Source organism: Pseudonocardia phyllosphaerae, from assembly GCF_046546475.1.
GTDB lineage: Bacteria > Actinomycetota > Actinomycetes > Mycobacteriales > Pseudonocardiaceae > Pseudonocardia > Pseudonocardia phyllosphaerae.
The window spans coordinates 239,957-263,187 of the sequence record NZ_JBKGXS010000001.1 but is presented as its reverse complement, the minus strand read 5'-3'; the positions used below and the strand labels follow the sequence as shown (position 1 = coordinate 263,187).

Here is a 23,231-nt window from a genome sequence, read left to right as displayed (position 1 = left end):
ACCCGTCCGCGCCGGTCAGGTCACGCGTTCGAACACCGCGGCGAGGCCCTGCCCGCCGCCGATGCACATCGTCTCCAGGCCGTAGCGGACCTCGCGGCGCTGCATCTCCCGCGCCAGCGTGGCCAGGATCCGGGCGCCGGTCGCACCGACCGGGTGCCCCAGCGAGATCCCCGACCCGTTGACGTTCACCCGCTCGAGGTCGGCGTCGGTCAGCTTCCACTCCCGGGTGCAGGCCAGCACCTGCGCCGCGAACGCCTCGTTCAGCTCGATCAGGCCGATGTCGGCCAGGGTGAGCCCGGCCGTGTCCAGGGCCTTCGCCGTCGCCGGGACCGGGCCGATGCCCATCGTCGCCGGTGGCACGCCGCCCAGGCCCCAGGACACCAGCCGCACCAGCGGGCGCAGGCCCAGCTCCGCGGCCCGCTCCGGGCTGGTCACCACGCAGACCGCGGCGCCGTCGTTCTGCCCGGAGGCGTTGCCCGCGGTCACGGTGGCCCCGGGGTCGTCGCGGCCCAGGATCGGGCGCAGCCCGGCGAGCTTCTCCGCCGAGGAGTCGGGCCGGACGTGCTCGTCGGTGTCGACGACCGTGTCGCCCTTGCGGCCCGGGACGGTCACCGGGACCAGCTCGTCGGCGAACCGGCCTGCCTCCTGCGCGGCCGCGGCGCGGTGGTGCGAGCGCACGGCCAGCGCGTCCTGCTCCTCGCGCGGGATCGAGTACTCCCGGCGCAGGTTCTCCGCCGTCTCCAGCATCCCGCCCGGCACCGGGAAGTTCTTCCCGCCCGCGGTCACCCGGCCGCGGGCGAGCGAGTCGTTCAGCGTGACGCCGCCACCCTTCACCCCCCACCGCATCCCGGTGGAGTAGAACGACGCGCCGGACATCGACTCGGCGCCTCCGGCCAGCACGACCTCCGACGCCCCGGACGTGACCTGCATGGCCGCGTAGAGCACCGCCTGCAGGCCCGACCCGCAGCGGCGGTCGACCTGGACGCCGGTCGCGGTCACCGGCAGGCCCGCGTCCAGCGCGGCGACCCGGCCGATCGCGGGGGCCTCCATCGTCGGGTAGCAGTGGCCGAGGACGACGTCGTCGACGGCGGCCGGGTCGAGCCCGGTCCGCTCCATCAGCGCCGCGATCACCGTCGACGCCAGGGTGTGGGCCGGCACGTCGCGCAGCCCGCCGCCGAACCCGCCGACCGGGGTCCGCAGCGGCTCGCAGATCACCGCGTCACGCATGGGGCTCCCTCCGCTGCTGCTCGGCCCGGTCACACGTACTGCCGGGTGAGCCACTCGGCGACGACCGCGGGCTTGTCCGAGCCCTCGACCTCGACGGTGACGGCCAGCGTCAGCTGCACCCCGCCGCTGACGTCGGTGACGTCGACGAGGTCGACCTTGCCGCGCACCCGGCTGCCGACGGGCAGCGGGCTGGTGAACCGGACCTTGTTGAGCCCGTAGTTCACGCCCATCTTCACGCCGTCGACCCGGTAGACGCCCTGGACCAGCTTCGGCAGCAGCGACAGCGTGAGGAAGCCGTGCGCGATGGTCCCGCCGAACGGCCCGTCCGCGGCCTTCTCCGGGTCGACGTGGATCCACTGGTGGTCGTCGGTGGCGTCGGCGAAGCCGTCGATCCGTTGCTGGTCGACGGTCAGCCAGTCGGAGACACCGAGCTCGGTGCCCTTCGCCGCTCGCAGCTCGTCGACCCCGTTGAAGACGCGCATCCGGTCACTCCGTCCAGTCGGTGGGTGCAGCGCGTCCGGTGCGCTCCCGCCTCGGACGCCGGTGCAGGTGACCGGCCCATGATCGGCCGGTCACCCGACCCTGTCACACCCGGCGCCGAACGCACGCCGACGACCGGCGTCGTCCGGGCCACACCGGAACCGGCCCGCCCCGGACCGCACGATTCCGGAGCCTTGGTTATGGTCGTCGTGTCAGCGCGGCGTGTCGCATCGCCGTGACCACCGCCTTCCCCGTCCCCGAGCCCCCATCACGAAGTCGATGAGCACAGCCGTCGAGAGCCCCGAGGACCTGGTCCACCGGGCGGTCCCCTACCGGGACCCCGAGCACCAGGCCGACGTCCTGCGCGCGCAGGTCGGCACGGCGCTGGACGAGGGCCGCCACGCCATCGTCGCCGTCGAGCAGCGGTGCCGGGTGGAGCTGGAGCGTGCGCTCGGCCGGGACGCGGAGGTCCGCTACTGGGCCCCGGAGCAGGTGCACTCCGCGCCGCCGTTCACCGTCGCCGGACGCTGGGGCCGTGCCGTCCGCGACGCGCTGGCCGCCGGCGCCACGGGCGTCTGCACGGTCGGGCAGATGATCGAGCTCCCGCACGCCGGACCGTCGTACTGGACGCGCCTCGACCTGGCACTGGGCCGGGTGCTGCAGGACCTGCCGGTGAACCTGCTCTGCTGTTTCCCCGATCGCACCACCACCCGCGAGGAGGCGTGCGCGCTGCACGACGAGCTGCTCGTCGACGGCAGGCCGGTCCCGAGCTCCGGGCGCCGCCCCGACCACGAGCTGCTGCGCGAGCACCCGCAGCCGCCGCCCGACCGGCTCGGTGCGCCGCTGCTGACCCTGCCGGTGGAGCTGGGCGGGCTGGCCACGATGCGCCGTGCCGTGGAGTACGAGGCGATGCTGTCCGGGCTGGGCCCCGGCCGTGTCGAGGATCTGGTGCTGGCGGTGAACGAGCTGGTCAGCAACGGGATCGAGCACGGCTCGGGATCTCCGACGCTGCGGCTGTGGCGGGCCGAGGCCGGGTTCGTCGCCGAGATGGCCGACGCGGACCCGTGCCGGCTGGTCTACCCCGGCCTCGACGTGCCGTCGCTGTCCGGGCCGCGCGGGCGCGGCCTGTGGCTGGCCTCGGAGCTGACCGACGTCCTGCAGGTCTGGACCGCCGACGACGACCCCGGCTCGGTGCAGGGCACCGTCGTGCGGGTGACGATGGCTCCGCCGTGACCCGGCCCTCCCCCGACCCGGTCAACCGGTTCCTGCGGCTGGTGACCGGCCCCGAGCCCGAGCTGGACGAGGCGGCGCTGGCCGTCGCCGCCGGTGCCGCCCCGGACCCGGAGACCGCCGCGGCCGACGCCGTCCGCGCCCGCGCCGCGCTCGACGAGCTCGCCGATGGCATCACCGGCGTCGACTCGCTGGTGAACCGGCTGTTCGTCGAGGGCGGGTTCCACGGCGCGACCGAGAACTACGGCGACCCGCGCAACTCGTTCCTGCCCGACGTCCTGGAGCGCCGCACCGGCATTCCGATCTCGCTGTCGGTGCTGGCCATCGAGGTCGGCCGCCGCGCCGGGGTGGACCTCGAGGGCGTCGGGATGCCCGGGCACTTCCTGCTGCGGGTGCCCGGCACGCAGCGCCATCTCGACGCGTTCGACGGCGGCCGCCGCCTGGACCTGCGCGGATGCGAGAAGCTCTTCCGGGCGACGACCGGCTCCGGCCCGGACGTCGCGTTCGGCCCGGAGCTGCTGCCGCGGGTCTCGACCCGGCAGATCCTGGCCCGGATGCTGGAGAACCTGCGCGCGTCCTACGGCCGGGCCAAGGACCACGCCAACCTCGAGTGGGTGCTGCGGATGCGGCTCGGGCTGCGCCACCGGGGCCCCGAGCTGGTCCGGGAGCTGGGCGACGTCCTGGCCGCCCAGGCCCGCTGGGACGAGGCGGCCCGGCTGATGGAGACCTGGGCCGACGGCCCGGGCCGCGGCTCGCGCTCCGGCGCCGAGGTGCTCGACGAGGTGCGGGTCGAGGCCCGGAAGCACCGGGCGCACCTGAACTGACACGGCAGAGACGAGCCGGCGCTCCACGGACGAATCCGGGGAGCGCCGACAGGGTCAGTTTCGCGAGGCGTCGTCCGCCCCGCAGGTGATCCCGGCAGTGAGCCTGAGGCTCAAACCGGGAGGCGCAGCAGTGAGCCTGAGGCTCAAGCCACGTCGCCATCGAGAGTACGGCTGTCGTTGCTCTCTTCTCAACCGTCCCGGCCACGATCGTGTACATCCTCCGTCTGCCCCGGTCGTCCTCGTGTCCGTCCTCGATAGGTGTCGATGTTCAGACGGGAGTCGCGGCCGTCCGACAGACCCGGACGGTCGAAGGCCACGGCGAGCATCTGCGCCGCCCGGCCCTTGTTCGACCGCGTCGGCCGCGGGGCCGTCGCCAGCATCCGTTCGTGCCGGATCGCGCCGGCAACCATGTCGGCGACCTGGAGAATGTCGTTGGTCCGGGAATCCAGTGCCACCGCACTGACGACCGACGTACTGTGCAGCCTGGTGTTGGTCAGCGTCCGAACGGTATCCTCCAGCGACTCACCGACCGGTGTGGACAGACCGTCGAGGTGGACGCCGACCAGCTCCCGCCGGTTGATGCACCCCACGAGCAGCTGGCTCGTGATCTCGGCGTGTACCCGCCACTGGTCGTCCCGTCCCCGGAACGGATCGCACACCGTCCCCGACACGACGCATGCGGCGATCGTGGCGTCGGATTCGTGCAGCGCACGAACGATCTCGCCGTAGAACGGGAGCGAGCTGCGAGTGATCTCCGCGAACTTGAACTCGCCCCCGAACCCGCACTTCTGGCGGATGTCGAGCAGTTCGCGGGCAAGAGCTCCGGGCCGGCGCACTTTGACCGCAGCGAGGACGAAGAAGTTGTTCCCCGACGCCCGGGAACCACTTTCGTCGATGAAGATCGAGGCGGTCGGGTAGCCGTTCGGGACGTGCACGGGCTCAACGGAAGTGTGTGCCATGCAAGTCCCCCGGGCGCCGAACAGATGAACGACGACCAGCCTATTGGTGACCCCCGACGACCACGCCGGATCACGCCGTCCGGTCGTGCATCCGGACGATCAGGTGTGCGGCGCCCGGGTCGGCGCGCCGGAGTCCTCCCCGAACCGCCACGGCTGCCCGGTCGACTCCAGCACCGCCATCCACAGGTCCCCGTGCGGGTCGACCTGGTTGCGCCTGCTGACGGCCAGGTCCATCGGGATGTGCACGAACCGGCGCCGGACGCGGCCGACGACCATCGCGGTCCGCCCGGACATCGCCGCGTGCACCGCAGCCTGGGCCAGCCGCACGGTGTAGACGCTGTCGTAGGGGTTCGCCGGGACGCTGCGGATCAGGTAGCTCGGGTCGACGTAGCGCACCGTGGTCTCCAGGCCCGCCCCGGAGAACGACTCCCCGATCCGTTCCTTGAGCCACGGGCCGACGTCGGCGAGCTTGGCGTTGCCGGACGCGTCGGTGCCGCCTGCGGCCTCCAGCCGCTCCTGACCGGCCCCCTCCGCCACGACGACGACCGCGTGCCCGCGTTGTTCCACCCGCCGTTGCAGGTGGTGCAGCAGGCCGGTCTCCCCGTCGAGCTCGAACGGCACCTCCGGGATGAGCACCGCGTCGGCGTCGGAGCGCACCAGCGAGGCGTAGCAGGCGATGAAGCCGGAGTGCCGTCCCATCAGCTTGACCAGGCCGACCCCGCCCGGGGTGGACTTGGCCTCCACCGTCACCGACCGGATCGCCTCGCTGGCCTGCGAGAACGCCGTCTGGAAGCCGAAGGACTGGTCGATGAACGGGATGTCGTTGTCGATCGTCTTCGGGATCCCGACGACCGCGATCCGCAGCCCGCGGTCGCGCACCACGCGGGCGATCTCCATCGCGCCGCGCAGGGTGCCGTCGCCGCCGATCACGAACAGCACGCCGAGGTGCATCTGCTCCAGGCAGTCGACGATCTCCTCGGGGTCCTGGTGGCCGCGCGAGGTACCGAGGAACGTGCCGCCGTCGACCGGGATGTCGCGCACGGTCTCCGGGGTCAGGTCGACGACGTCGTGGCCGTAGGCGGAGACGAAGCCGCGGTAGCCGTTCTGGAAGCCGACGATCCGCCGGACGCCGTAGTGGTAGGTGAGCGTGTGGACCAGCCCGGCGACGACGTCGTTGAGCCCGGGGCACAGCCCGCCGCAGGTCACGATGCCCGCGCGGGTCTTCGACGGGTCGAAGTAGATCTCCCGGCGCGGGCCGCACGGCTCGAAGCCGGGCAGGTCGTCGAGCGAGCCGCCGCGGGCGGCGACACCGGCCGCGGTGTCGTCGAGCAGAACCCGGTCGTCGGAGTCGACGTAGTGCTCGGTGGTGCGGCGCGCGTCGAGCAGCGGGGCCAGCGGTGAGGTGATCCTGGCCGACCCGAGGGTCTCGATCCGCAGATCCTCCGGACGGATACCGCTGTACTCCGAGACCGTCACGCGTGCGCCTCCCGAATCGATCAACACTGCCGCTCCGCATCGTTCACCACGTCCGGGGAGCGCGTCGATCGGGGCGGTGCGGAACCTAGGCTGGCGGCGTGCCCCTCGCCCTGATCACCAACGACGACGGCATCGGCTCGCCGGGCCTGTATCCGCTGGCCCGTGGCGCGCGCGACGCAGGCTACGAGGTGATCGTCGCGGCCCCGGCGGACGACGCGAGCGGTGCGGGTGGCTCGGTGCGCTCGGTCACCGAGCAGGGCCGCACCGCGGTCGTCGAGCACGACGACATCGACGCCCTCGACGGCATCCCGGCCTTCTCCGTCGCCGGGGACCCCGCGTTCATCGTGCACGCGGCCGCACGCGGCTGGCTCGCCCGCGAACCCGACGTCGTGCTGTCCGGGATCAACATCGGCGCCAACACCGGCGGGCAGGTGCTGCACTCGGGCACCGTCGGTGCGGTACTGACCGGAGCTGTGCTCGGGGTGTCCGGGATCGCGTTCTCGCTGGCCTGCGGGGTCGCGGTGCCCGAGCACCCGCACTGGGAGACCGTCACGGCGCTGTTGCCGGAGCTGCTGGAGCGGCTGCGTGGCCGCCCCGCCGGGACGCCGTGGACGGTGAACGTCCCCGACGTCGCCCCGGCGGAGCTGCCGCCGCTGCGCGAGGCCGTCCTGTGCGCGACGGGCGCGGCCCGGGTCCGGATGAGCCACCGGGCGCCCGAGCGCGGCCCGGACGGTGTCCGGCCCGGTGGCCTGCGCACCGTGGTGTCCGAGGTGCACGACGAGGCGCTGCCCGGCACCGACGTCGCGCTGCTCGCCGCCGGCCACCCGACGGTGACCGAACTGCGCCCCATCGGGTCGGTGACCGGCGCCACCGGCTACCCGGCCTGAGCGGGGCCATCACCCCGGTGGAGCAACGCGCGCCCGCTGCCTTCGCCGGTTCCGGCCCCGGTATCGCCTACTCTCGGTGAGTAGTTCAACCACCCGGGGTGAACAATGGGCGGTGGTTGGGGCAGAATCCGTTCATGCGGAGTACGGATCCCCGTCATGTCTGGGCCGGTGGGCTCGCCCGTTCGATCGCCGAGGAGCTGCGCCGGGGCGTGGCCGACGGCGCGGTCACCTGGAGCGAGGCCGACGAGCTGCTCGCCCGCCTGCGCACCGTCGTCGACCAGGCGCTGGACCTGAGCCCGCAGCCACTGCGGTAGTCAGCCGGGCAGGTCGGCGACGGTCCGGAACGCGCGGTCGGCCCACACCAGCGGCGCACCGCGCCGGCGCAGCCCGAGCACCTCGGCGACCTGCGCGGCGACCAGCACCGATGCACCCACCGTGGTCACCGACAGCACCGCACAGCGCAGCGCCGTCCCGACCTCGGGCAGCCAGGGGGTGCCGCCGGGCAGCTCGGCCCACCGGACGTCGGCGAACCGGTCGGCGCCGGGTGCGGCGAACGACGCCGCCAGTGCGGTGTCGGCGGTGTCGAGCAGGTGCACGACGACGGGTGCACCGTCCCGCAGGGCCGCGGCGAACCGGGAGTCCCCGGCGGCGGAGAACGACAGCGCGGGTGGATCGGTCCCCACCGAGGCCACCGACGACGCCGTCATCCCGACCGGGCCGCCCGGGCCACGGGCGGTGAGCACGGCGACCCCGGCCGCGTGCACGCGGAAGGCCGCCCGCAGCGCGTCGGCGAGCGCCGGTGCCGGGGAGTGCGCGAGCGGCACGTCAGCCCCGAGCTGCGGCGAAGCGCTCGGCGGCGTCGGCCCAGTTGACGACGTTCCACCAGGCCTTCACGTAGTCCGGCTTCACGTTGCGGTACTGCAGGTAGAAGGCGTGCTCCCACATGTCCAGCAGCACGATCGGCGTCTGCCCGGCGGGCAGCTGGGCCTGCTGGTCGTAGAGCTGGTGGACCAGCAGCCGCCGGCCGAGGGAGTCGTAGCCGAGGATCGCCCAGCCGGATCCCTGGATGGTGGTCGCCGCGGCGGTGAAGTGGTTGCGGAACGCGTCGAACGAGCCGAAGTCCTCGTCGATCGCCGCGGCCAGGTCGCCGGTGGGCTTGTCGCCGCCGTCCGGGGACAGGTTCCGCCAGAACGCGGAGTGGTTGACGTGCCCGCCCAGGTTGAACGCCAGGGTCTTCTCGAGCCCGACGACGGCGCCGAAGTCGTCCTTCTCGCGGGCCTCGGCGAGCTTGTCGATCGTCGAGTTCAGCCCGTTGACGTAGGTCGCGTGGTGCTTGTCGTGGTGCAGCTCCATGATCTCCGGCGCGATGTGCGGGGCGAGTGCGCCGTAGTCGTAGGGCAGGTCCGGAAGCGTGTACTCGGTCATGCGCCCACCCTCGGACCTGAACCCGGGTTCAGGTCAAGCGCGTGGTGGATGTGACCCCGGTCGCTGCCGCTCAGCCGAGCCGGCCTGCGGCGATGATCCGGGCGAGGAACCGCCGGGTGCGCTCGTCGGCCGGGTCTCCCAGCACCTGCGACGGCGGTCCCTCCTCGCGGACGACTCCGCCGTCGAGGAAGCAGACGCGGTCGGCGACCGAGCGGGCGAAGCCCATCTCGTGGGTGGCCATCAGGATCGTGACGCCGTCGCGGGCGAGCTCCCGGACGATCTCCAGCACCTCGCCGACCAGCTCCGGGTCCAGCGCGGAGGTGATCTCGTCGAGCAGCAGCAGCCGCGGCCGGACCGCGAGCGCGCGGGCGATCGCGACGCGCTGCTGCTGCCCGCCCGACATGCGGTCGGGGTAGGCGTCGGCAAACCCGTCCAGCCCCACGCGGCCGAGGAGCTCCTCGGCGCGGGCGTCGGCCTCGGCGGCGCCGACCCCGTGCACCACCCGCGGGGCGAGCGCGACGTTCCGGCGCGCCGTCATGTGCGGGAACAGGTTGTAGGCCTGGAAGACCACGCCCATCCGCTTCCGGGCGGCGGCCGCGTCGGCACGCGGGTCGGAGACGTCGGTGCCGTCGAGCAGGATGCGGCCGTCGTCGATCTCCTCCAGCAGGTCCACGCAGCGCAGCAGGGTCGACTTGCCCGACCCGGACGCCCCGATGAGCGTCACGACCTCGTGCTCGTCGACGGTCAGGTCCACCCCGCCGAGCACGGCGCGGTCGCCGTAGCGCTTGACCAGCCCGGACACCTCGAGCACCGGGGTCACGACGCGCTCCGGGCGCGGCCGGCGCGGCGGGCCACGGCGTCGGCGATCCGGCCGGTCGGGATCGCGAGCAGCACGAACAGCAGCGCGGCCACGACGTACGGGGTGAAGTTGAAGGCCCTGGCCTGCTCGATCTGGGCGGCCCGGATCGCGTCGACCGCACCCAGGACCGAGATCAGGCCGACGTCCTTCTGGAGGGCCACGAAGTCGTTGAGCAGCGGCGGGAGCACGTTGCGCACCGCCTGCGGGAGCACCACGAGCCGCAGCGACTGCCGGTACGACAGCCCCAGCGAGGTGGCGGCGGCCCGCTGCGAGGGGTGCACCGACTCGATCCCGGCCCGGAACACCTCGGCGACGTAGGCGGAGTAGACGACGATCAGGGTGATCGTGCCGAGGACCGCGGCGTCGGTGGGGATCCCCTGCAGCCGCAGCGCGGGCAGCCCGAAACCGATCAGGTACAGCGCGACCAGCAGCGGGACGCCGCGGAACAGGTCCACCCACCCGGTCGCCAGCGCGCGGAGCGGGAAGAACACCGGGCCGCGCAGGGTCCGCAGCACCGCCACCAGCAGGCCGAGCACCAGCACCCCGATCTCGGCGACGACGAGCACCCGCACGTTGAGCCACAACCCGGACAGCACCGCGGGCAGCGACTCGCGGGCGATGTCCGGGTCGAGGAACGTCTCGCGGACCCGCGGCCAGCCGGGCGAGCCGACGACCGCGCCGACCAGCAGCGCCGCGAACACCACCGTCGAGACCAGCGCGATGATCGTGGACCGGCGGGACCGGGACCGGTGGTAGGCGGCCCGTTCCCGGGCGAGCGGGCTCGGTGGCGGCCCGGCCGGGGCGACGGGGGCACTCATCGCAGCTCGGGGGCTGCCCCGGCGGACTGGATCCAGGTGCGCTCGAGCTCGGTGAGCCGTCCCGACGCGCGGAGCCGGTCGACCGCCCCGGACACGCACGCGGTGAGCGGGCTGTCCTTGTCCAGCACGGCGCCGAACTGCTCGGGGTTCCCCGACGCGGGCAGCTGCCCGACGATCGTCGACCCGGGCAGGTCGCCGCCGGTGATCTGGAAGGCCGTCGGCAGGTCGACGACGAGCCCGGCGATCTGCCCGTTGGCCAGCGCCAGCTTGGCGTCGTCGTTGGTGTTGAAGACCGCGGCCGGCGTGGTCGGGGCGACCGTGGCGTTGAGCTGGTCGAGGCTGGTCGTCCCGATCTGGGCACCGAGCTTCGCGTCCTTGACCTCGGCCAGGGACCGCGTACCGGCGAGCGGGGAGGTCTTCATCGTGACGACGGCCTGCTGCACGTCGTAGTACGGGCTGGAGAAGTCGACGGCACGACGACGCTCGTCGGTGATCGAGAACTCGTTGAGGTCCAGGTCGTAGGGCTTGGGCCCGGGCTGGATGGCGGCGTTGAAGGTGACCCGCTTCCAGGCGACCTTCTCCCGCGGGTACCCCAGCTCCTGGGCGACGGCGTAGCCGACGGCGGACTCGAAGCCCTTGCCGTTCGCCGGGTCGTCGCCCTGGAACCAGGGCGGGTAGACGGGCTGGTCGGTACCGAGCGTCAGCGTGCCCGGAGCCAGGGTCGGCAGGGCGCCGGGGGCACACTCCGCCGCGTCGGGCGCGGCCGGCTCGGCCACCGGCGCACAGCCCGTCGCGGTCGCGGCGAGCACGGCAGCGAGCAGGAACACCGAACGGACCGGATGCGTCACGCCGGACATCATCCCCGTCCGGGCGGGCCGGCCGGTGGCGCACCCCCGGCCACCACCGGGTGGAATCCCGGCGGGGCGCTCAGTTCTCGTCGCGCCCGGTCAGCTCGCGCTCCAGCTCGTCGGCCAGGTGCACGACCTCGCGGAAAGGGAACTCGAAGCCGTCGAGCGCGACGGAGCCGAGCGGGATCGCGTGCCGGAACACCAGGACGCCCTCCTCGGCGGCGAGCCCGCCGATGACCGACGGCGCGACGAGCTGCAGAGCGCGGCCCAGGTCGACCTCGCCGAGGCGGGCGACCGGGGACTCGATCTGCACCCACACCTGGTCGGGGTCGGCGACCTCGGCGGCGGCGTCGGTGACGGCGGCGCCCTCGGTCTCCGCGGTGCGCCGCACGACGACGAGCTGGGTCCGGTCCTCGGTGGTCGGGAGCCGGAACCGGAGCTCGTCGGCGCTCTGCCGCACGATCTCGTACCGCACCACCACGTAGGACTTCAGGTCGTCCCAGGTCGCCACGACGTCTCCCCCTCGATCACACACGCACCGGCACGACCGACCCTAGCGTGACCCGCCGGGGCGGGGTTCACTCCGCGCCGTTCACTCCGAGCCGTTCACCCCGCGTCACTCCGCGCCGTTCACTCCGAGCGCAGCCGCAGCACCAGCTTGCCGGTGTTCTCCCCGCGGAACAGCCGCAGGAAGGTCTCCGGGAAGTCGTCCACCGTCCCGTCGACGACGTCCTCGCGGCTGTGGAGCCTGCCCTCGGCCAGCCAGCCGGCGAGCTTCTCGACGGCCTCGCCCCAGCGCGCGGCGTAGTCGCCGACCAGGAAGCCCTCCATCCGCGAGCGGTACACCAGCAGGTTCATGTAGTTGCGCGGGCCCGCCATGCCGCCCTCGGCGTTGTACTGGCTGATCGCGCCGCAGAGCACGATCCGCGCGTGCATCGCCAGCCGGTCGAGCACGGCCTCGAGGATCTCGCCGCCGACGTTGTCGAAGTAGACGTTCACGCCGTCGGGCGCGAGCTCGGCGAGCCGGGCGGAGACGTCCTCGGAGCGGTAGTCGATCGCGGCGTCGAAGCCGAGCTCGCCGGTGACCCAGCCGGTCTTCTCCGGGCCGCCTGCGATGCCGATCACCCGGGCCCCGGCGATCCGCGCGAGCTGCCCGACGACCGAACCGACCGCGCCGGCCGCCCCGGACACCACGACGGTGTCGCCCTCGGCGACGGCGCCGACGTCGAACAGGCCGAAGTAGGCGGTCAGACCGGTCATGCCGAGCAGCGCCAGGTAGCGCTCGGTCGGAACCCCCTCGGCCGGGGTGACCTTCCGCAGGCCGGTGCCGTCGGTCTCGACGTAGTCCTGCACCCCGACGAAGCCGGTGACGGTGTCGCCGACGGCGTAGTCCGGGTGCTCGGAGGCGACGACCCGCCCGAGCCCGAGCGCGCGCATGACCGAGCCCAGCTCGACCGGCGGGGCGTAGGAGCCGCCCTCGTTGATCCACCCGCGCATCGCCGGGTCGAGCGACAGGTGGCTGACCCGGACGATGAACCGGCCCGGGCCGGGCTCGGGCACCGGCCCGGTGACGTGCTGCCAGACCTCCGGCGCGGGCGTCCCGGCCGGACGTGCGGCGAGCCGGACCTGGTGGTTGATCTCGTTACCCATGAGTACAGGTCTACGCCCGCCCGCCACGGCCCGCCGCATCGTGGTCGTCACGCGAACGGCGGGAATGTCGTTCGGCCACCGAACCACCTCGGCCGGGTACTGCTGCGGCTCGCGGTGCTACTTCAGCCCGAGATCCCGCGCGATCAGCATCTTCTGCACCTCGGAGGTTCCCTCGCCGATCTCGAGGATCTTCGCGTCGCGGTAGAAGCGGCCGACCGGGTACTCGTTCATGAAGCCGTAGCCACCGAAGACCTGGGTGGCGTCGCGGGCGTTGTCCATCGCGGCGTCCGACGCGACGAGCTTGGCGATCGCCGCCTCCTTCTTGAACGGGCGCCCCTCGACGAGCAGCCGGGCGGCGTGCTGCCAGGCCAGCCGGGCGGTGTGCGCGCGGGCCTCCATCTCGGCGACCTTGAACTGGATCGCCTGGTAGGAGCCGATGGTGTGGCCGAACGCCTCGCGCTCGCCCGCGTAGCGGACGGCCTCGTCGACGCAGCCCTGTGCCAGCCCCACCGACAGCGCCGCGATCGCGACCCGGCCCTCGTCGAGGATGGACAGGAACTGGGCGTAGCCGCGGCCGCGCTCGCCGAGCAGGTTCTCCGCGGGGACGCGGACGTCGTCGAAGAACAGCTCGCGGGTGTCGCTGCAGTTCCAGCCGACCTTGGAGTACTTGCCGCCCACGGTGAACCCGGGCGTCCCGGCCGGGACGAGGATCGCCGAGATCTCCTTGCCGCCGCCGGGCTTCTCTCCGGTCACGGCGGTGACGGTAACGACCGAGGTGATGTCGGTGCCGGAGTTGGTGATGAAGCACTTCGACCCGTTGATCACCCACTCGTCGCCGTCGAGTCGGGCGGTGGTGCGGGTGGCGCCTGCGTCGGAGCCGCCGCCGGGCTCGGTCAGCCCGAACGCGCCGAGCCTGGTGCCCGCGGCGAGGTCGGGAAGCCAGCGGGCCTTCTGCTCGTCGGTGCCGAAGCGGTATATCGGCATGGCGCCGAGGCCGACGCCGGCCTCGACGGTGATCGCGACCGACGAGTCGACCCGGGCGAGCTCCTCCAGGGCCAGGCAGAGGGCGTAGTAGTCGCCGCCCATGCCGCCGTACTCCTCGGAGACGGGCAGGCCGAACAGGCCCATCCCGCCCATCTTGGCGACGATGTCGTAGGGGAACTCCTCGCGGATGTAGAGGTCGCCGATGACCGGGGCGACCTCCCGGCGCGCGAACTCCTCGACCGAGGCGCGGAGCTGTTCGTACTCCTCGGCGGAGGTGCTCTGCTCGGGTGCCTGCACGCTGGTCATGCCGTCTCCTCCTCGACCACGAGCAGCACGGCGTCCTTGGCGACGGTGCCTCCCGCTCGTGCCTTCAGCTCGCGCACCGTCCCCGCGACGGGGGCGGTGAGCACGTGCTCCATCTTCATCGCCTCGACGACGACGAGCTTCTGACCTGCGTCGACGGTGTCGCCCTCGGCGACCTCGACGACGGTGACGGTGCCGGGCATCGGCGAGACGACCGGTCCGCCGCCCTCGGCCGCGGTACGCGCGGCCTCGAGGGGCTCCTGCTCGCGCACGCCCCAGGCCAGCCCGTCACGCCCGACCCAGAGGACGTCGTCGGCGCCCTGGGCGACCGCGTAGCGGCGGGTGCGGCCGTCGTGGGTGTGCTCGACGACCCCCGGTGCGACGGCGGCGGTGCGGCACCGCACCGTCGCGCCACCGGCCACCGCGGTCGCCGGTTCGGCACCCTCGGCCCGCTCGGTCGCGGCGTCCGGGACCGCGAGGTCGAACCCGGCGGCGCGGCCGCGGACCCGGATCTCGGTGGCGTCGGCGCCGCTCGCGACCAGCCTGCGCACGGTCCAGGCGGGCTCGCCGACCCGCCAGCCGCCGGGGACGTCGAACGGGTCGACGATCTCGCCGGTCGGCTCCAGGCGCAGCAGCGCCTGCCCGGCCACGGCGCCCAGCACGTCGCCGGGGACACCGTCCGGTGCCAGTGCGGCGCCGCGGCGGCCGATCAGGCCGGTGTCCATGTCGCCGGCGCGGACGTCGTCGTCGGCGAGCAGGGCGCGCAGGAACCCGATGTTGGAGTCGAGCCCGAGCAGCGTCGTCTGCCGCAGCGCGGCGTCGAGCCTGCGGATCGCCTCGTCCCGGGTGGCGCCGTGCGCGATCACCTTGGCCAGCATCGGGTCGTAGTCGGAGCCGACGACCGAGCCGGTCTCGATCCCGGCGTCGGTGCGCACGCCCGGCGCCGGCGTCCAGGCCAGCACCGTGCCGCCGGAGGGCAGGAAGGTGAGGGCCCCGTCGGAGACCCCGGTGGCCTCGGCGTAGACCCGGGCCTCGACGGCGTGCCCGCGCAGGACGACGTCGTCCTGGGTGATCGGCAGCGGCTCCCCGGCCGCGGCCCGCAGCTGCAGCGCGACCAGGTCGAGGCCGGTGACCTCCTCGGTCACCGGGTGCTCCACCTGCAGCCGGGTGTTCATCTCCATGAAGAAGAACTCGTCGGGCCGGTCGGCGGAGACGATGAACTCGACGGTGCCCGCGCCGGTGTAGCCGCAGGCGCGGGCGGCCTCGCAGGCCGAGGCGCCCATCCGCTCGCGCTGCTCGGGGGTGAGCAGCGCCGACGGCGCCTCCTCGATGATCTTCTGGTGGCGGCGCTGCAGCGAGCACTCGCGCTCGCCGAGGTGCACCACGTTCCCGTGCCGGTCGGCCATCACCTGGATCTCGATGTGCCGGGGCGTGGTGACCAGCCGCTCGACGAGCAGGGTGTCGTCGCCGAACGAGCCGCGGGCCTCGCGGCGGGCACCGGCGATGGCGTCGGCCAGCCCGGAGGCGTCGTGCACCTCGCGCATGCCCTTGCCGCCGCCACCCGCCGAGGGCTTGAGCAGCACCGGGTAGCCGATCTCGGTGACGACCGCGGTGAGCTCCTCGTCGGAGAGCCCGGCGCCGTCGGAGCCGGGGACGACCGGGACCCCGGCCTTCGCGACGGTCTGCTTGGCACGGATCTTGTCGCCCATCGCGTCGATCGCCGATGAGGGCGGCCCGACGAACGCGATCCCCGCGTCCTCGCAGGCCGCGGCGAACGCGGTGTTCTCGGACAGGAAGCCGTAACCGGGGTGGATCGCCTGCGCGCCGGTGGCCCGGGCGGCGGCGAGCACGGCGTCGATCGACAGGTAGGACTCGGCGGCCGCGGCCGGACCGATCCGGACGGCCTCGTCGGCGGCGCGGACGTGCGGGGCGCCCGCATCGGCGTCGGAATACACGGCGACCGAGCGGATCCCCAGCTCGCGCAGCGTCCGGATGACCCGGACGGCGATCTCGCCGCGGTTCGCGACCAGGACGGTGTCGAACATCAGCGCCTCACCGCCGGGACCTGCACCGGAGTGGGCACTGCCGGCGCGCCGGTGGTGCGGGCCCGCGCGGTGGGGCGCGACCAGCACCAGGAGCCCATCGCGGTACGGATCGAGTCCCCCGCGGTGGGCCGGGCCGGGACGTGCCGGGCGGGGGTACGCGTGCCGGCGGGAGCCGGGACGGACATCGGGATCGCGGGCATCGGGCTCACATCCGGAAGACGCCGAGGGCCGGGTCGGCCACGGGCGCGTTGGCGGCGACGGACAGGGACAGGCCGAGCACGGTGCGGGTGTCGGCGGGGTCGATCACGCCGTCGTCCCACAGCCGGGCGGTCGAGTAGTACGGGTGGCCCTCGGCGTCGTACTTCGCCCGGATCTCGTCCGGGTCGGCGCCGGAGCCGACGGTGCCGAGCACGGTGGCGGCCTGCTCGCCGCCCATCACCGAGATCCGCGCGTTCGGCCACATGAACAGGAACCGGGGCGAGTACGCGCGCCCGCACATGGCGTAGTTCCCGGCGCCGAACGACCCGCCGATGACGACGGTCAGCTTCGGCACCCGGGTGGAGGCCACCGCGGTGACCATCTTGGCGCCGTTCTTGGCGATGCCGCCGGCCTCGTAGTCGCGACCGACCATGAACCCGGAGATGTTCTGCAGGAACACCAGCGGGATGCCGCGCTGGTCGCACAGCTCGACGAAGTGCGCGCCCTTGACCGCGGACTCGGAGAACAGGATCCCGTTGTTCGCGACGATCCCGACCGGGTGGCCGTGGATGTGTGCGAACCCGGTGACCAGCGTGGTGCCGTACTCGGACTTGAACTCGGCGAACCGGGAGCCGTCGACGATCCGGGCGATGACCTCGCGGACGTCGTAGGGGATCTTCGAGTCGACCGGCACCGCGCCGTAGAGCTCGCCGGGGTCGACGGCGGGCGGCTCGGTGGGTGCCACGTCCCACGGGCGGGGATCGCGCGGGCCGAGGGTGCCGACGATCGCCCGCACCTTCTGCAGGGCGTCGGCGTCGTCGGCGGCGAGGTGGTCGGTGACCCCGGAGGTCTTCGCGTGCAGGTCCCCGCCGCCCAGCTCCTCGGCGGTGACGACCTCCCCGGTCGCGGCCTTCACCAGCGGCGGGCCGCCCAGGAAGATCGTTCCCTGGTTCTTCACGATGACGGCCTCGTCGCTCATCGCGGGGACGTAGGCGCCGCCTGCGGTGCACGAGCCGAGGACCGCGGCGATCTGCGGGATGCCGCGGCCGGACATCTGCGCCTGGTTGAAGAAGATCCGGCCGAAGTGCTCGCGGTCGGGGAACACGCTGTCCTGCTCGGGCAGGTACGCGCCGCCGGAGTCGACCAGGTAGATGCAGGGCAGCCGGTTCTCGCTCGCGACCTCCTGGGCGCGGAGGTGCTTCTTCACCGTGACCGGGAAGTACGTGCCGCCCTTGACCGTCGCGTCGTTGGCGACGATCACGACCTCGCGGCCGCCCACCCGGCCGACACCGGTGATCATCCCGGCGCCGGGGGCCTGGTCGTCGTACATGCCGTGCGCGGCCATCGGGGACAGCTCGAGGAACGGCGACGACGGGTCGACCAGTGCGTCCACCCGATCGCGCGGGAGGAGCTTGCCCCGCTCGACGTGCCGCGCCCGGGAGCGCTCGGGACCGCCGAGCCTCGCCCGAGCCAGGTTCGCGTTCAGGTCCGCGACCAGGTCGCGGTGCGCGGCCGCGTTCGCGGCGAACTGCTCGCTCGACGGATCCACCGCGGTACCGAGTCTCGGTGCGGCTTCGGGGACCACCATGTCCGACCTCCCGTTAACGGTCGTTAACAGGTTAGCGGTCGTTAACAGGGGCTGTCCAGGCGTGGTTCGCGACCGGGGCGCACCGCTGCGTGCAGGCAACCCCCCGTGCTCCTCTACGGTGGAGAACCGTGCGGCTGCTACTGGTGGAGGACGAGAAACCGCTCGCCGAGCTCGTCCGGCGCGGGCTGGCCACCGAGGGACACGAGGTCGAGGTCGCGCACGACGGCAACTCCGGGCTCGACGCCGCCCTGACCGGCTCGCACGACGTGATCGTCCTGGACATCATGCTGCCCGGCCTGTCCGGTTACCGGATCCTCGAGCACCTGCGCGGCCAGGGCGTCTGGACGCCGGTGCTGATGCTGACCGCGAAGGACGGCGAGTACGACGAGGCCGACGCGTTCGACCTCGGCGCCGACGACTACCTCACCAAGCCGTTCTCGTTCGTCGTGCTGCAGGCCCGGCTGCGCGCGCTGCTGCGCCGCGCCGGGGAGCCCGCGCCGACGGTGCTGCGGGTGGGGGACCTGACGCTGGACCCGTCGACGCACCGGGTGCACCGCGGCGAGACCGAGATCCCGCTGACCCCGCGCGAGTTCGGGGTGCTGGAGCACCTGATGCTGCACACCGGGCAGGTCGTGACCAAGACCGACATCCTCCGCTCGGTCTGGGACGCCCACTACGACGGCGAGGTCAACGTCGTCGAGGTCTACGTCGGCTACCTGCGGCGCAAGATCGACACCCCGTTCGGGACGCGGAGCATCGAGACGCTGCGCGGGGTCGGCTACCGGATGTCGGAGCCGGCGACGACGCCGCCGTCCTGACCGGCGTTCTCCCCGCTCCTCGGGCTCCGGCCCGCCGCGCCACCGACCTCGCCGTTGCTGTCGGTGTTGCTGTCGGTGCCGCCGCCGGTGCTATTGCCGGAACCGTTGCCGCGGCTGCGGTGCGCTCCGGCACGGCGGCGGCCGCGGGCCGGGGCGGCGGGACGGGCGCCCGAGCTGCCGCCCTGGTCGGCGCCCTGAGCTGGGCCCGGCTCCGCGCCCTGCCCGGTGCCCCGGCCGCCGGACTGCTCGTCGGCGTAGCGCGGCATCGGACGGGTGGCGTAGTCGTCGTAGGGGCTGCCGGCCGGCTGCGGGGCACGGCGCCACGGCGGCGGGGGCTCGGGACGCTGCCGCGCAGCACCGCCCGCCGGGACGGCCGAGGCACCGGGGGCGTCCGTGCCGGTCCCCTCGGCGGGGTCCGCGGAACCCGGCCCCTCCGGCGCACCGGCGTCGCCGTCGCCCGCCTCGTCGGCCCCGGCAGTACCGGCAGCGGGGATCGTCACCCGGAACCGGGCCCCGCCCAGCTCGGGTGACTCCAGCGCGACGACGGTCCCGCCGTGCGCGGCCACCAGCTCGGAGACGATCGACAGGCCGAGGCCGGACCCGCCGTCGCCGCGGGCGCGGGACTCGTCGAGCCGAACGAAGCGCTCGAAGACCCGCTGCCGGTCGGACTCGGGGACGCCGGCGCCGTCGTCGTCGACGTCGATCACCGCGCCGCCGTGCGACGCGTACAGCGACACCGCCACCGTGCTCGACGCGTGCCGCCGGGCGTTGTCGACGAGGTTGCGCACCACCCGGACCAGCTGGTTGCGGTCCCCGACGACGCGCACCGGCTCCGAGCGCACCGTGACGGTCACCGCCGAGCCGCCCGCCGGACGGCCGCGCTCGGCGTCGACGATCTCGTCGAGGTCGACCTCCTCGCGGCTCGGGGCGACGCCGCGCTCGTCGGCGCGGGCCAGGAACAGCAGGTCCTCGACCAGCGTGGTGAGCCGCGCGGTCTCGCCGCGCAGGGTCGCCACCGTCGCTCCGTCCGCGGAGTCCTTCGTCATGCCCGCGCCGAGCAGCTCCAGGCCGGTGGAGACCGTGGCCAGCGGGCTGCGCAGCTCGTGGCTGGCGTCGGCGACGAAGCGCCGCTGGGTCAGCTGGGACTCCTCGATCCGGGCCAGCATCTGGTTCATGGTGCGGGCCAGGCGGCCGACCTCGTCGTGCGACGCCGGCTCGGGCACCCGCTGCGACAGGTCCCGCTCGCCCATCCCGGCGACCCGGGCGCGCATCCGCTCGACCGGGCGCAGCGCGCCGCCTGCGAACAGGAACGTGAAGTAGCCGGTGATCAGGACCAGCAGCGGGATACCGCCGATGAGCAGCCACTTCACCGTGTCGACGGCCGCGGTGACCGAGCTGGTCTCCATCGCGGCGTAGACGGTGATCGGGCGGCCGTCGGCGCGGAAGCCCTCACCGAAGACCAGGCCCTGGAAGACGCGGCCGTCGGTCAGCTTCACCGGCACCCCGAGCTCGGTGCGGCTCTCGTCCGGCGCCAGCAGCCACGGCACCATCCGCGGCTGGTCGCCGAGCGGGTCCGAGGAGCCGATGATCTGGACGTCCTGCTGGGCGCCGCGGGAGCCGACGACGTCGTCCGGGGCCCCGGTCTCGTCGCTGTAGGCGGTGACGACCTGGGTGATGTCGGTGCGCTTGCCGGTCGCCTCGATCGCATTCTTCTTCGGGTCGCCGGTGCCGGAGAAGTTCGCCTCGATCCGGGTGCCGAGCTGTTCGGTGCTGGCCCGGGCGGTCTGCTCGACGCTGTTCATCAGCACGCGTTCGAGGCCGTAGACCAGTCCCACACCCGCGGCCGCGAGGACCACCGCGATCGCGACGGCCGCGGCCAGCGCCGACGTCGCGCGGACGCCGAGCCGGTCGCGCAGGCGGTGTACCAGGGGCCTCACGCCTGCGAGGATATCGGCCACGACCTGTGCCGGGGCTGAGACGACAGGCAGCACCACACCACCGCGGCCGTTCCGGAGTGAACGTCCATTAACTACTCGTTGGTAGCATCGGTGGATGGTCGCCGTCGCGAGCACCGCCGGGAGCCCGGCCCCGAGCCGCCGCGAGCAGATCCTCGCGGTGGCCGCGCAGCTGTTCGCGCAGCACGGGTTCCACGGGGTGAGCATCGCCGAGCTCGGCGCCGCCGTCGGCGTCAGCGGGCCCGCGCTCTACCGGCACTTCCCCGGCAAGGAGGCGCTGCTCTCCGAGCTGCTCATCGACATCAGCGAGCGGCTGCTGGCCGGGGGCCGGGAGCGCGTCACGCACACCGACCCCCGCGGCGCCCTGGGCGATCTCGTCGACTTCCACGTGGAGTTCGCGACGCGGGAGCCCGAGCTGATCGTCGTCCAGGACCGGGATCTGGCCAACCTGCCCGCGGAGGCCCGGCACACCGTCCGCCGGCTGCAGCGCACCTACGCCGAGCTGTGGGTGGACACGCTGCGCCGGGTGCACCCCGACGTCGCGCCGGAAGTGGCGCGCACCGTCGTCCACGGGGTGTTCGGGCTGCTCAACTCCACCCCGTACGCCCCGGCGCCGTCCGGGGCCGGCGCCGACTCGCGGGTCTCGGTGCTGCGGCGGATGGCGGTGGCCGCGCTCGACGCCGGCTGAGCACCGGCCCGCTCGCGCCCGGCGGCCAGCAGCCGCAGCCCGTTCAGGCAGACCAGCACCGTCGACAGCTCGTGCCCGGCCACGCCCAGGACCAGCGGCAACGTAGCCACCAGGTCCCAGGTCACCAGCGCGACGATCACCGCGGCGGCGAACGCCAGATTCGCCCGCGCGATCCGCCGGGCCCGCTTCGCCAGCGCCACGGTCGGGGCGAGCGATCCCAGCGGGTCCCGGGTCAGGACGCCGTCGGCGGCCTCCAGGGTCAGCGCGCCCGCACCGTCGGCGACGGCCAGCCCGACGTCGGCCCCGGCCAGCAGCGGGGCGTCGTTGACGCCGTCGCCCGCGGCCAGCACGCGGCGCCCGGCCGCCTGCCGGCCGCGGACCACGTCCAGCTTGTCGGCGGGCAGCAGCCCGGAGCGCGGCACGGCCAGGCCGAGCCGGTCGGCGAGCACACGGGCGGGGCGCTCGGCGTCACCGGTGAGGACCTCCGGCGCCGACCCGACGACGCCGGTCAGCGCACCGACCGCGTCGGCGGCCCCGGCACGCGGCTCGTCGGACAGCCCGAGCACGGCCACCGGCACGTCGTCGGCCAGCACGACGACAGCGGTGCGCCCGTCGTCCTCCAGGGCCCGGACGTGGTCGTCGACGACCGGGTCCGGTGTGGTGAGCAGGGCAGGCCGCCCGACGGCGACCTGCTCGTCGCCCACCCGGGCGCGCACGCCCTCGCCGGGGACGGCCGCGAAGTCCCGCGCCGCGGGCACGACGATGCCGTGCTCGCGGGCGTGGTCGCGCACGGCCCGGCCGAGCACGTGCTCGCTGCCCGCCTCGGCCGCCGCGGCCAGGGCGAGGACCTCCTCGCGGGACCGCATCCCGAGCGGGACGACCACGGCCACCCCGGGCCGCCCGGTGGTGAGCGTGCCGGTCTTGTCCAGCACCACCGTGTCGACCTCGGCGAGCGCCTCGAGCACCGTGACGTCCTTGAGCAGCGTCCCCCGCCGCCCGGCCGCGGCGACCGCGGCGAGCAGCGGCGGCATCGTCGCCAGCACGACCGCACACGGCGACGCGACGATCATGAACACGATCGCGCGCAGCAGCGTCTCCTGGAACGGAGCGCCCAGGGCCAGCGGGATCCCGAGCAGCAGCAGGGTTCCGGCGACGACCACCACCGAGTAGCGCTGCTCGACCTTCTCGATGAACAGCTGCCGGTGCGCGGTGGTCTCCGCGGCCCGCTCGACCTGCGCCGCGACCCCCGCGACGACGGTGTCGGCCGCGTCCCGCTCCACGGCCACGGTGAGCACCCCGCTGCCGTTGACGGTCCCGGCCAGCACCTGGTCCCCGGCGACGCGCCGGACCGGCACCGGCTCGCCGGTGAGCCCGGCGGTGTCGACCTCGGACACGCCGTCGACGACCCGGCCGTCGCCGGGGATCCCCTCACCGGGGCGGACCAGCACGGTCTGCCCGGCCACCAGGTCCGCGGCGCGGATGCGGCGTTCGATCCCGTCCCCGTCGAGCACGGTGGCGGTCTCCGGGGCGAGATCGAGCAGCGCGGAGATGCTGGCCCGGGTGCGGGCGGTCATCACGGCCTCGAGCGCACCGGAGGTCGCGAAGATGACGATGAGCAGTCCGCCGTCGAACCACTGGCCGATCGCCGCCGCCGCGACCGCAGCGACGATCATCAGCAGGTCGACGTCGAGGGTGCGATCGCGCAGCGCACGCAGCCCCTCCAGCGCGGGCTCCCACCCGCCGAGGACGTAGCAGAGCAGGTACAGGCCGATCACGACGGCGCCCGGCGCGCCCGCGAGCCCGGCCCCGAGCGCGGCGAGGAACGCCAGCAGCGCGGCACCGGCCCAGCGGACCTCCGGCAACGAGAGAGCGGAACGCATGCGTTACACAGTACCTTCGTATTCACGAAGGTACGTATGTGACAGGTAACGCACTGAGCCGGAGGAACATCCGCGCAGGCGAGCAGATG

At 73.7% G+C, this 23,231-nt stretch carries 21 protein-coding genes and 1 pseudogene; 6 read left to right on the top strand and 16 right to left on the bottom strand.

Going from position 1 to position 23,231, the window contains the following annotated elements:
* Positions 1–15: 15 nt before the first annotated feature.
* Entirely contained in the window at positions 16–1,227 is a 1,212-nt protein-coding gene (locus ACLE50_RS01270; protein ID WP_410941467.1) for an acetyl-CoA C-acetyltransferase, read from the bottom strand.
* A gap of 29 nt (positions 1,228–1,256) precedes the next feature.
* Complete coding sequence (locus ACLE50_RS01265) at positions 1,257–1,709, bottom strand: MaoC family dehydratase (protein ID WP_410941466.1); 453 nt, start codon at positions 1,707–1,709, stop codon at positions 1,257–1,259.
* 277 nt (positions 1,710–1,986) lie between these two features.
* Between ACLE50_RS01265 and ACLE50_RS01260 the strand changes: the two genes are divergently transcribed.
* Entirely contained in the window at positions 1,987–2,940 is a 954-nt protein-coding gene (locus ACLE50_RS01260; RefSeq protein ID WP_410941465.1) for an ATP-binding protein, read from the top strand.
* Positions 2,937–3,761, top strand: a complete 825-nt coding sequence (locus tag ACLE50_RS01255) for a transglutaminase family protein (RefSeq protein WP_410941464.1) — start codon at positions 2,937–2,939, stop codon at positions 3,759–3,761. Before ACLE50_RS01260 ends, ACLE50_RS01255 begins: the two co-directional genes overlap by 4 nt.
* 188 nt (positions 3,762–3,949) lie before the next feature.
* Here the strand turns inward: ACLE50_RS01255 and ACLE50_RS01250 are convergent, their stop codons facing one another.
* The gene (locus tag ACLE50_RS01250) at positions 3,950–4,696 is read right to left on the bottom strand and encodes a DUF3800 domain-containing protein (protein ID WP_410941463.1); all 747 of its coding nucleotides are present in this window, start codon (positions 4,694–4,696) and stop codon (positions 3,950–3,952) included.
* A 123-nt stretch (positions 4,697–4,819) separates the two neighbouring features.
* Positions 4,820–6,196, bottom strand: a complete 1,377-nt coding sequence (locus tag ACLE50_RS01245; RefSeq protein ID WP_410941462.1) for an ATP-dependent 6-phosphofructokinase — start codon at positions 6,194–6,196, stop codon at positions 4,820–4,822.
* 98 nt (positions 6,197–6,294) lie between these two features.
* Between ACLE50_RS01245 and surE the strand changes: the two genes are divergently transcribed.
* Together surE and ACLE50_RS01235 are read left to right on the top strand one after the other, a co-directional pair.
* Positions 6,295–7,083, top strand: a complete 789-nt coding sequence (gene surE / locus ACLE50_RS01240) for a 5'/3'-nucleotidase SurE (protein ID WP_410941461.1) — start codon at positions 6,295–6,297, stop codon at positions 7,081–7,083.
* Between the two features lie 134 nt (positions 7,084–7,217).
* A complete protein-coding gene (locus tag ACLE50_RS01235; protein WP_410941460.1) occupies positions 7,218–7,397 on the top strand; it encodes a hypothetical protein in 180 nt (59 codons plus the stop codon).
* Here ACLE50_RS01235 and ACLE50_RS01230 read toward each other — a convergent pair whose 3' ends face one another.
* From ACLE50_RS01230 to ACLE50_RS01185, 10 genes are all read right to left on the bottom strand, one after another.
* Complete coding sequence (locus tag ACLE50_RS01230) at positions 7,398–7,907, bottom strand: flavin reductase family protein (protein WP_410941459.1); 510 nt, start codon at positions 7,905–7,907, stop codon at positions 7,398–7,400. It abuts the gene before it with no gap.
* A 1-nt stretch (position 7,908) separates the two neighbouring features.
* Positions 7,909–8,508 carry a superoxide dismutase gene (locus ACLE50_RS01225; protein ID WP_410941458.1) on the bottom strand — a complete coding sequence of 200 codons (600 nt, stop codon included), beginning with the start codon at positions 8,506–8,508 and terminating at the stop codon, positions 7,909–7,911.
* 70 nt (positions 8,509–8,578) lie between these two features.
* On the bottom strand, positions 8,579–9,328 hold the full coding sequence (locus tag ACLE50_RS01220) for an amino acid ABC transporter ATP-binding protein (RefSeq protein ID WP_410941457.1): 750 nt from the start codon (positions 9,326–9,328) through the stop codon (positions 8,579–8,581).
* Positions 9,325–10,185: an amino acid ABC transporter permease gene (locus ACLE50_RS01215; RefSeq protein WP_410941456.1), complete on the bottom strand. Its 861-nt coding sequence runs from the start codon at positions 10,183–10,185 to the stop codon at positions 9,325–9,327. The genes ACLE50_RS01220 and ACLE50_RS01215 overlap by 4 nt, the downstream gene beginning before the upstream one ends.
* Positions 10,182–11,033, bottom strand: a complete 852-nt coding sequence (locus tag ACLE50_RS01210; RefSeq protein ID WP_410941455.1) for an ABC transporter substrate-binding protein — start codon at positions 11,031–11,033, stop codon at positions 10,182–10,184. The genes ACLE50_RS01215 and ACLE50_RS01210 overlap by 4 nt, the downstream gene beginning before the upstream one ends.
* A 79-nt stretch (positions 11,034–11,112) precedes the next feature.
* Positions 11,113–11,544 carry a hypothetical protein gene (locus ACLE50_RS01205; RefSeq protein WP_410941454.1) on the bottom strand — a complete coding sequence of 144 codons (432 nt, stop codon included), beginning with the start codon at positions 11,542–11,544 and terminating at the stop codon, positions 11,113–11,115.
* Between the two features lie 119 nt (positions 11,545–11,663).
* Positions 11,664–12,683 carry an NADP-dependent oxidoreductase gene (locus ACLE50_RS01200; RefSeq protein WP_410941453.1) on the bottom strand — a complete coding sequence of 340 codons (1,020 nt, stop codon included), beginning with the start codon at positions 12,681–12,683 and terminating at the stop codon, positions 11,664–11,666.
* A 117-nt stretch (positions 12,684–12,800) separates the two neighbouring features.
* Positions 12,801–13,973, bottom strand: coding sequence for an acyl-CoA dehydrogenase family protein (locus ACLE50_RS01195; protein ID WP_410941452.1), 1,173 nt, complete (start codon positions 13,971–13,973; stop codon positions 12,801–12,803).
* On the bottom strand, positions 13,970–16,015 hold the full coding sequence (locus ACLE50_RS01190) for an ATP-binding protein (RefSeq protein WP_410941451.1): 2,046 nt from the start codon (positions 16,013–16,015) through the stop codon (positions 13,970–13,972). The genes ACLE50_RS01195 and ACLE50_RS01190 overlap by 4 nt, the downstream gene beginning before the upstream one ends.
* Positions 16,016–16,220: 205 nt before the next feature.
* The gene (locus ACLE50_RS01185; RefSeq protein WP_410941450.1) at positions 16,221–17,801 is read right to left on the bottom strand and encodes a carboxyl transferase domain-containing protein; all 1,581 of its coding nucleotides are present in this window, start codon (positions 17,799–17,801) and stop codon (positions 16,221–16,223) included.
* 128 nt (positions 17,802–17,929) lie between these two features.
* Between ACLE50_RS01185 and ACLE50_RS01180 the strand changes: the two genes are divergently transcribed.
* On the top strand, positions 17,930–18,619 hold the full coding sequence (locus tag ACLE50_RS01180; protein ID WP_410941449.1) for a response regulator transcription factor: 690 nt from the start codon (positions 17,930–17,932) through the stop codon (positions 18,617–18,619).
* Here the strand turns inward: ACLE50_RS01180 and ACLE50_RS01175 are convergent.
* Positions 18,580–20,556: a sensor histidine kinase gene (locus ACLE50_RS01175; RefSeq protein WP_410941448.1), complete on the bottom strand. Its 1,977-nt coding sequence runs from the start codon at positions 20,554–20,556 to the stop codon at positions 18,580–18,582. The genes ACLE50_RS01180 and ACLE50_RS01175 overlap by 40 nt on opposite strands.
* A 115-nt stretch (positions 20,557–20,671) precedes the next feature.
* Between ACLE50_RS01175 and ACLE50_RS01170 the strand changes: the two genes are divergently transcribed.
* Positions 20,672–21,262 (top strand): SACE_7040 family transcriptional regulator, encoded by a 591-nt coding sequence (locus ACLE50_RS01170; protein ID WP_410941447.1) that lies wholly within the window; start codon positions 20,672–20,674, stop codon positions 21,260–21,262.
* 41 nt (positions 21,263–21,303) lie between these two features.
* Here ACLE50_RS01170 and ACLE50_RS01165 read toward each other — a convergent pair.
* Positions 21,304–22,935, bottom strand: a pseudogene (locus ACLE50_RS01165) (heavy metal translocating P-type ATPase); the annotation flags it as partial.
* Positions 22,936–23,231 lie beyond the last annotated feature (296 nt).

Excerpts from the sequence above, each read along its gene's own strand:
- ACLE50_RS01270 (WP_410941467.1), bottom strand. The coding sequence starts at position 1,227 with ATGCGTGACGCGGTGATCTGCGAGCCGCTGCGGACCCCGGTCGGCGGG.
- ACLE50_RS01195 (WP_410941452.1), bottom strand. The coding sequence starts at position 13,973 with ATGACCAGCGTGCAGGCACCCGAGCAGAGCACCTCCGCCGAGGAGTAC.
- ACLE50_RS01170 (WP_410941447.1), top strand. The coding sequence starts at position 20,672 with ATGGTCGCCGTCGCGAGCACCGCCGGGAGCCCGGCCCCGAGCCGCCGC.
- ACLE50_RS01235 (WP_410941460.1), top strand. The coding sequence starts at position 7,218 with ATGCGGAGTACGGATCCCCGTCATGTCTGGGCCGGTGGGCTCGCCCGT.
- ACLE50_RS01260 (WP_410941465.1), top strand. The coding sequence starts at position 1,987 with ATGAGCACAGCCGTCGAGAGCCCCGAGGACCTGGTCCACCGGGCGGTC.
- ACLE50_RS01185 (WP_410941450.1), bottom strand. The coding sequence starts at position 17,801 with ATGGTGGTCCCCGAAGCCGCACCGAGACTCGGTACCGCGGTGGATCCG.
- ACLE50_RS01215 (WP_410941456.1), bottom strand. The coding sequence starts at position 10,185 with ATGAGTGCCCCCGTCGCCCCGGCCGGGCCGCCACCGAGCCCGCTCGCC.
- ACLE50_RS01190 (WP_410941451.1), bottom strand. The coding sequence starts at position 16,015 with ATGTTCGACACCGTCCTGGTCGCGAACCGCGGCGAGATCGCCGTCCGG.
- ACLE50_RS01265 (WP_410941466.1), bottom strand. The coding sequence starts at position 1,709 with ATGCGCGTCTTCAACGGGGTCGACGAGCTGCGAGCGGCGAAGGGCACC.
- ACLE50_RS01200 (WP_410941453.1), bottom strand. The coding sequence starts at position 12,683 with ATGGGTAACGAGATCAACCACCAGGTCCGGCTCGCCGCACGTCCGGCC.
- ACLE50_RS01225 (WP_410941458.1), bottom strand. The coding sequence starts at position 8,508 with ATGACCGAGTACACGCTTCCGGACCTGCCCTACGACTACGGCGCACTC.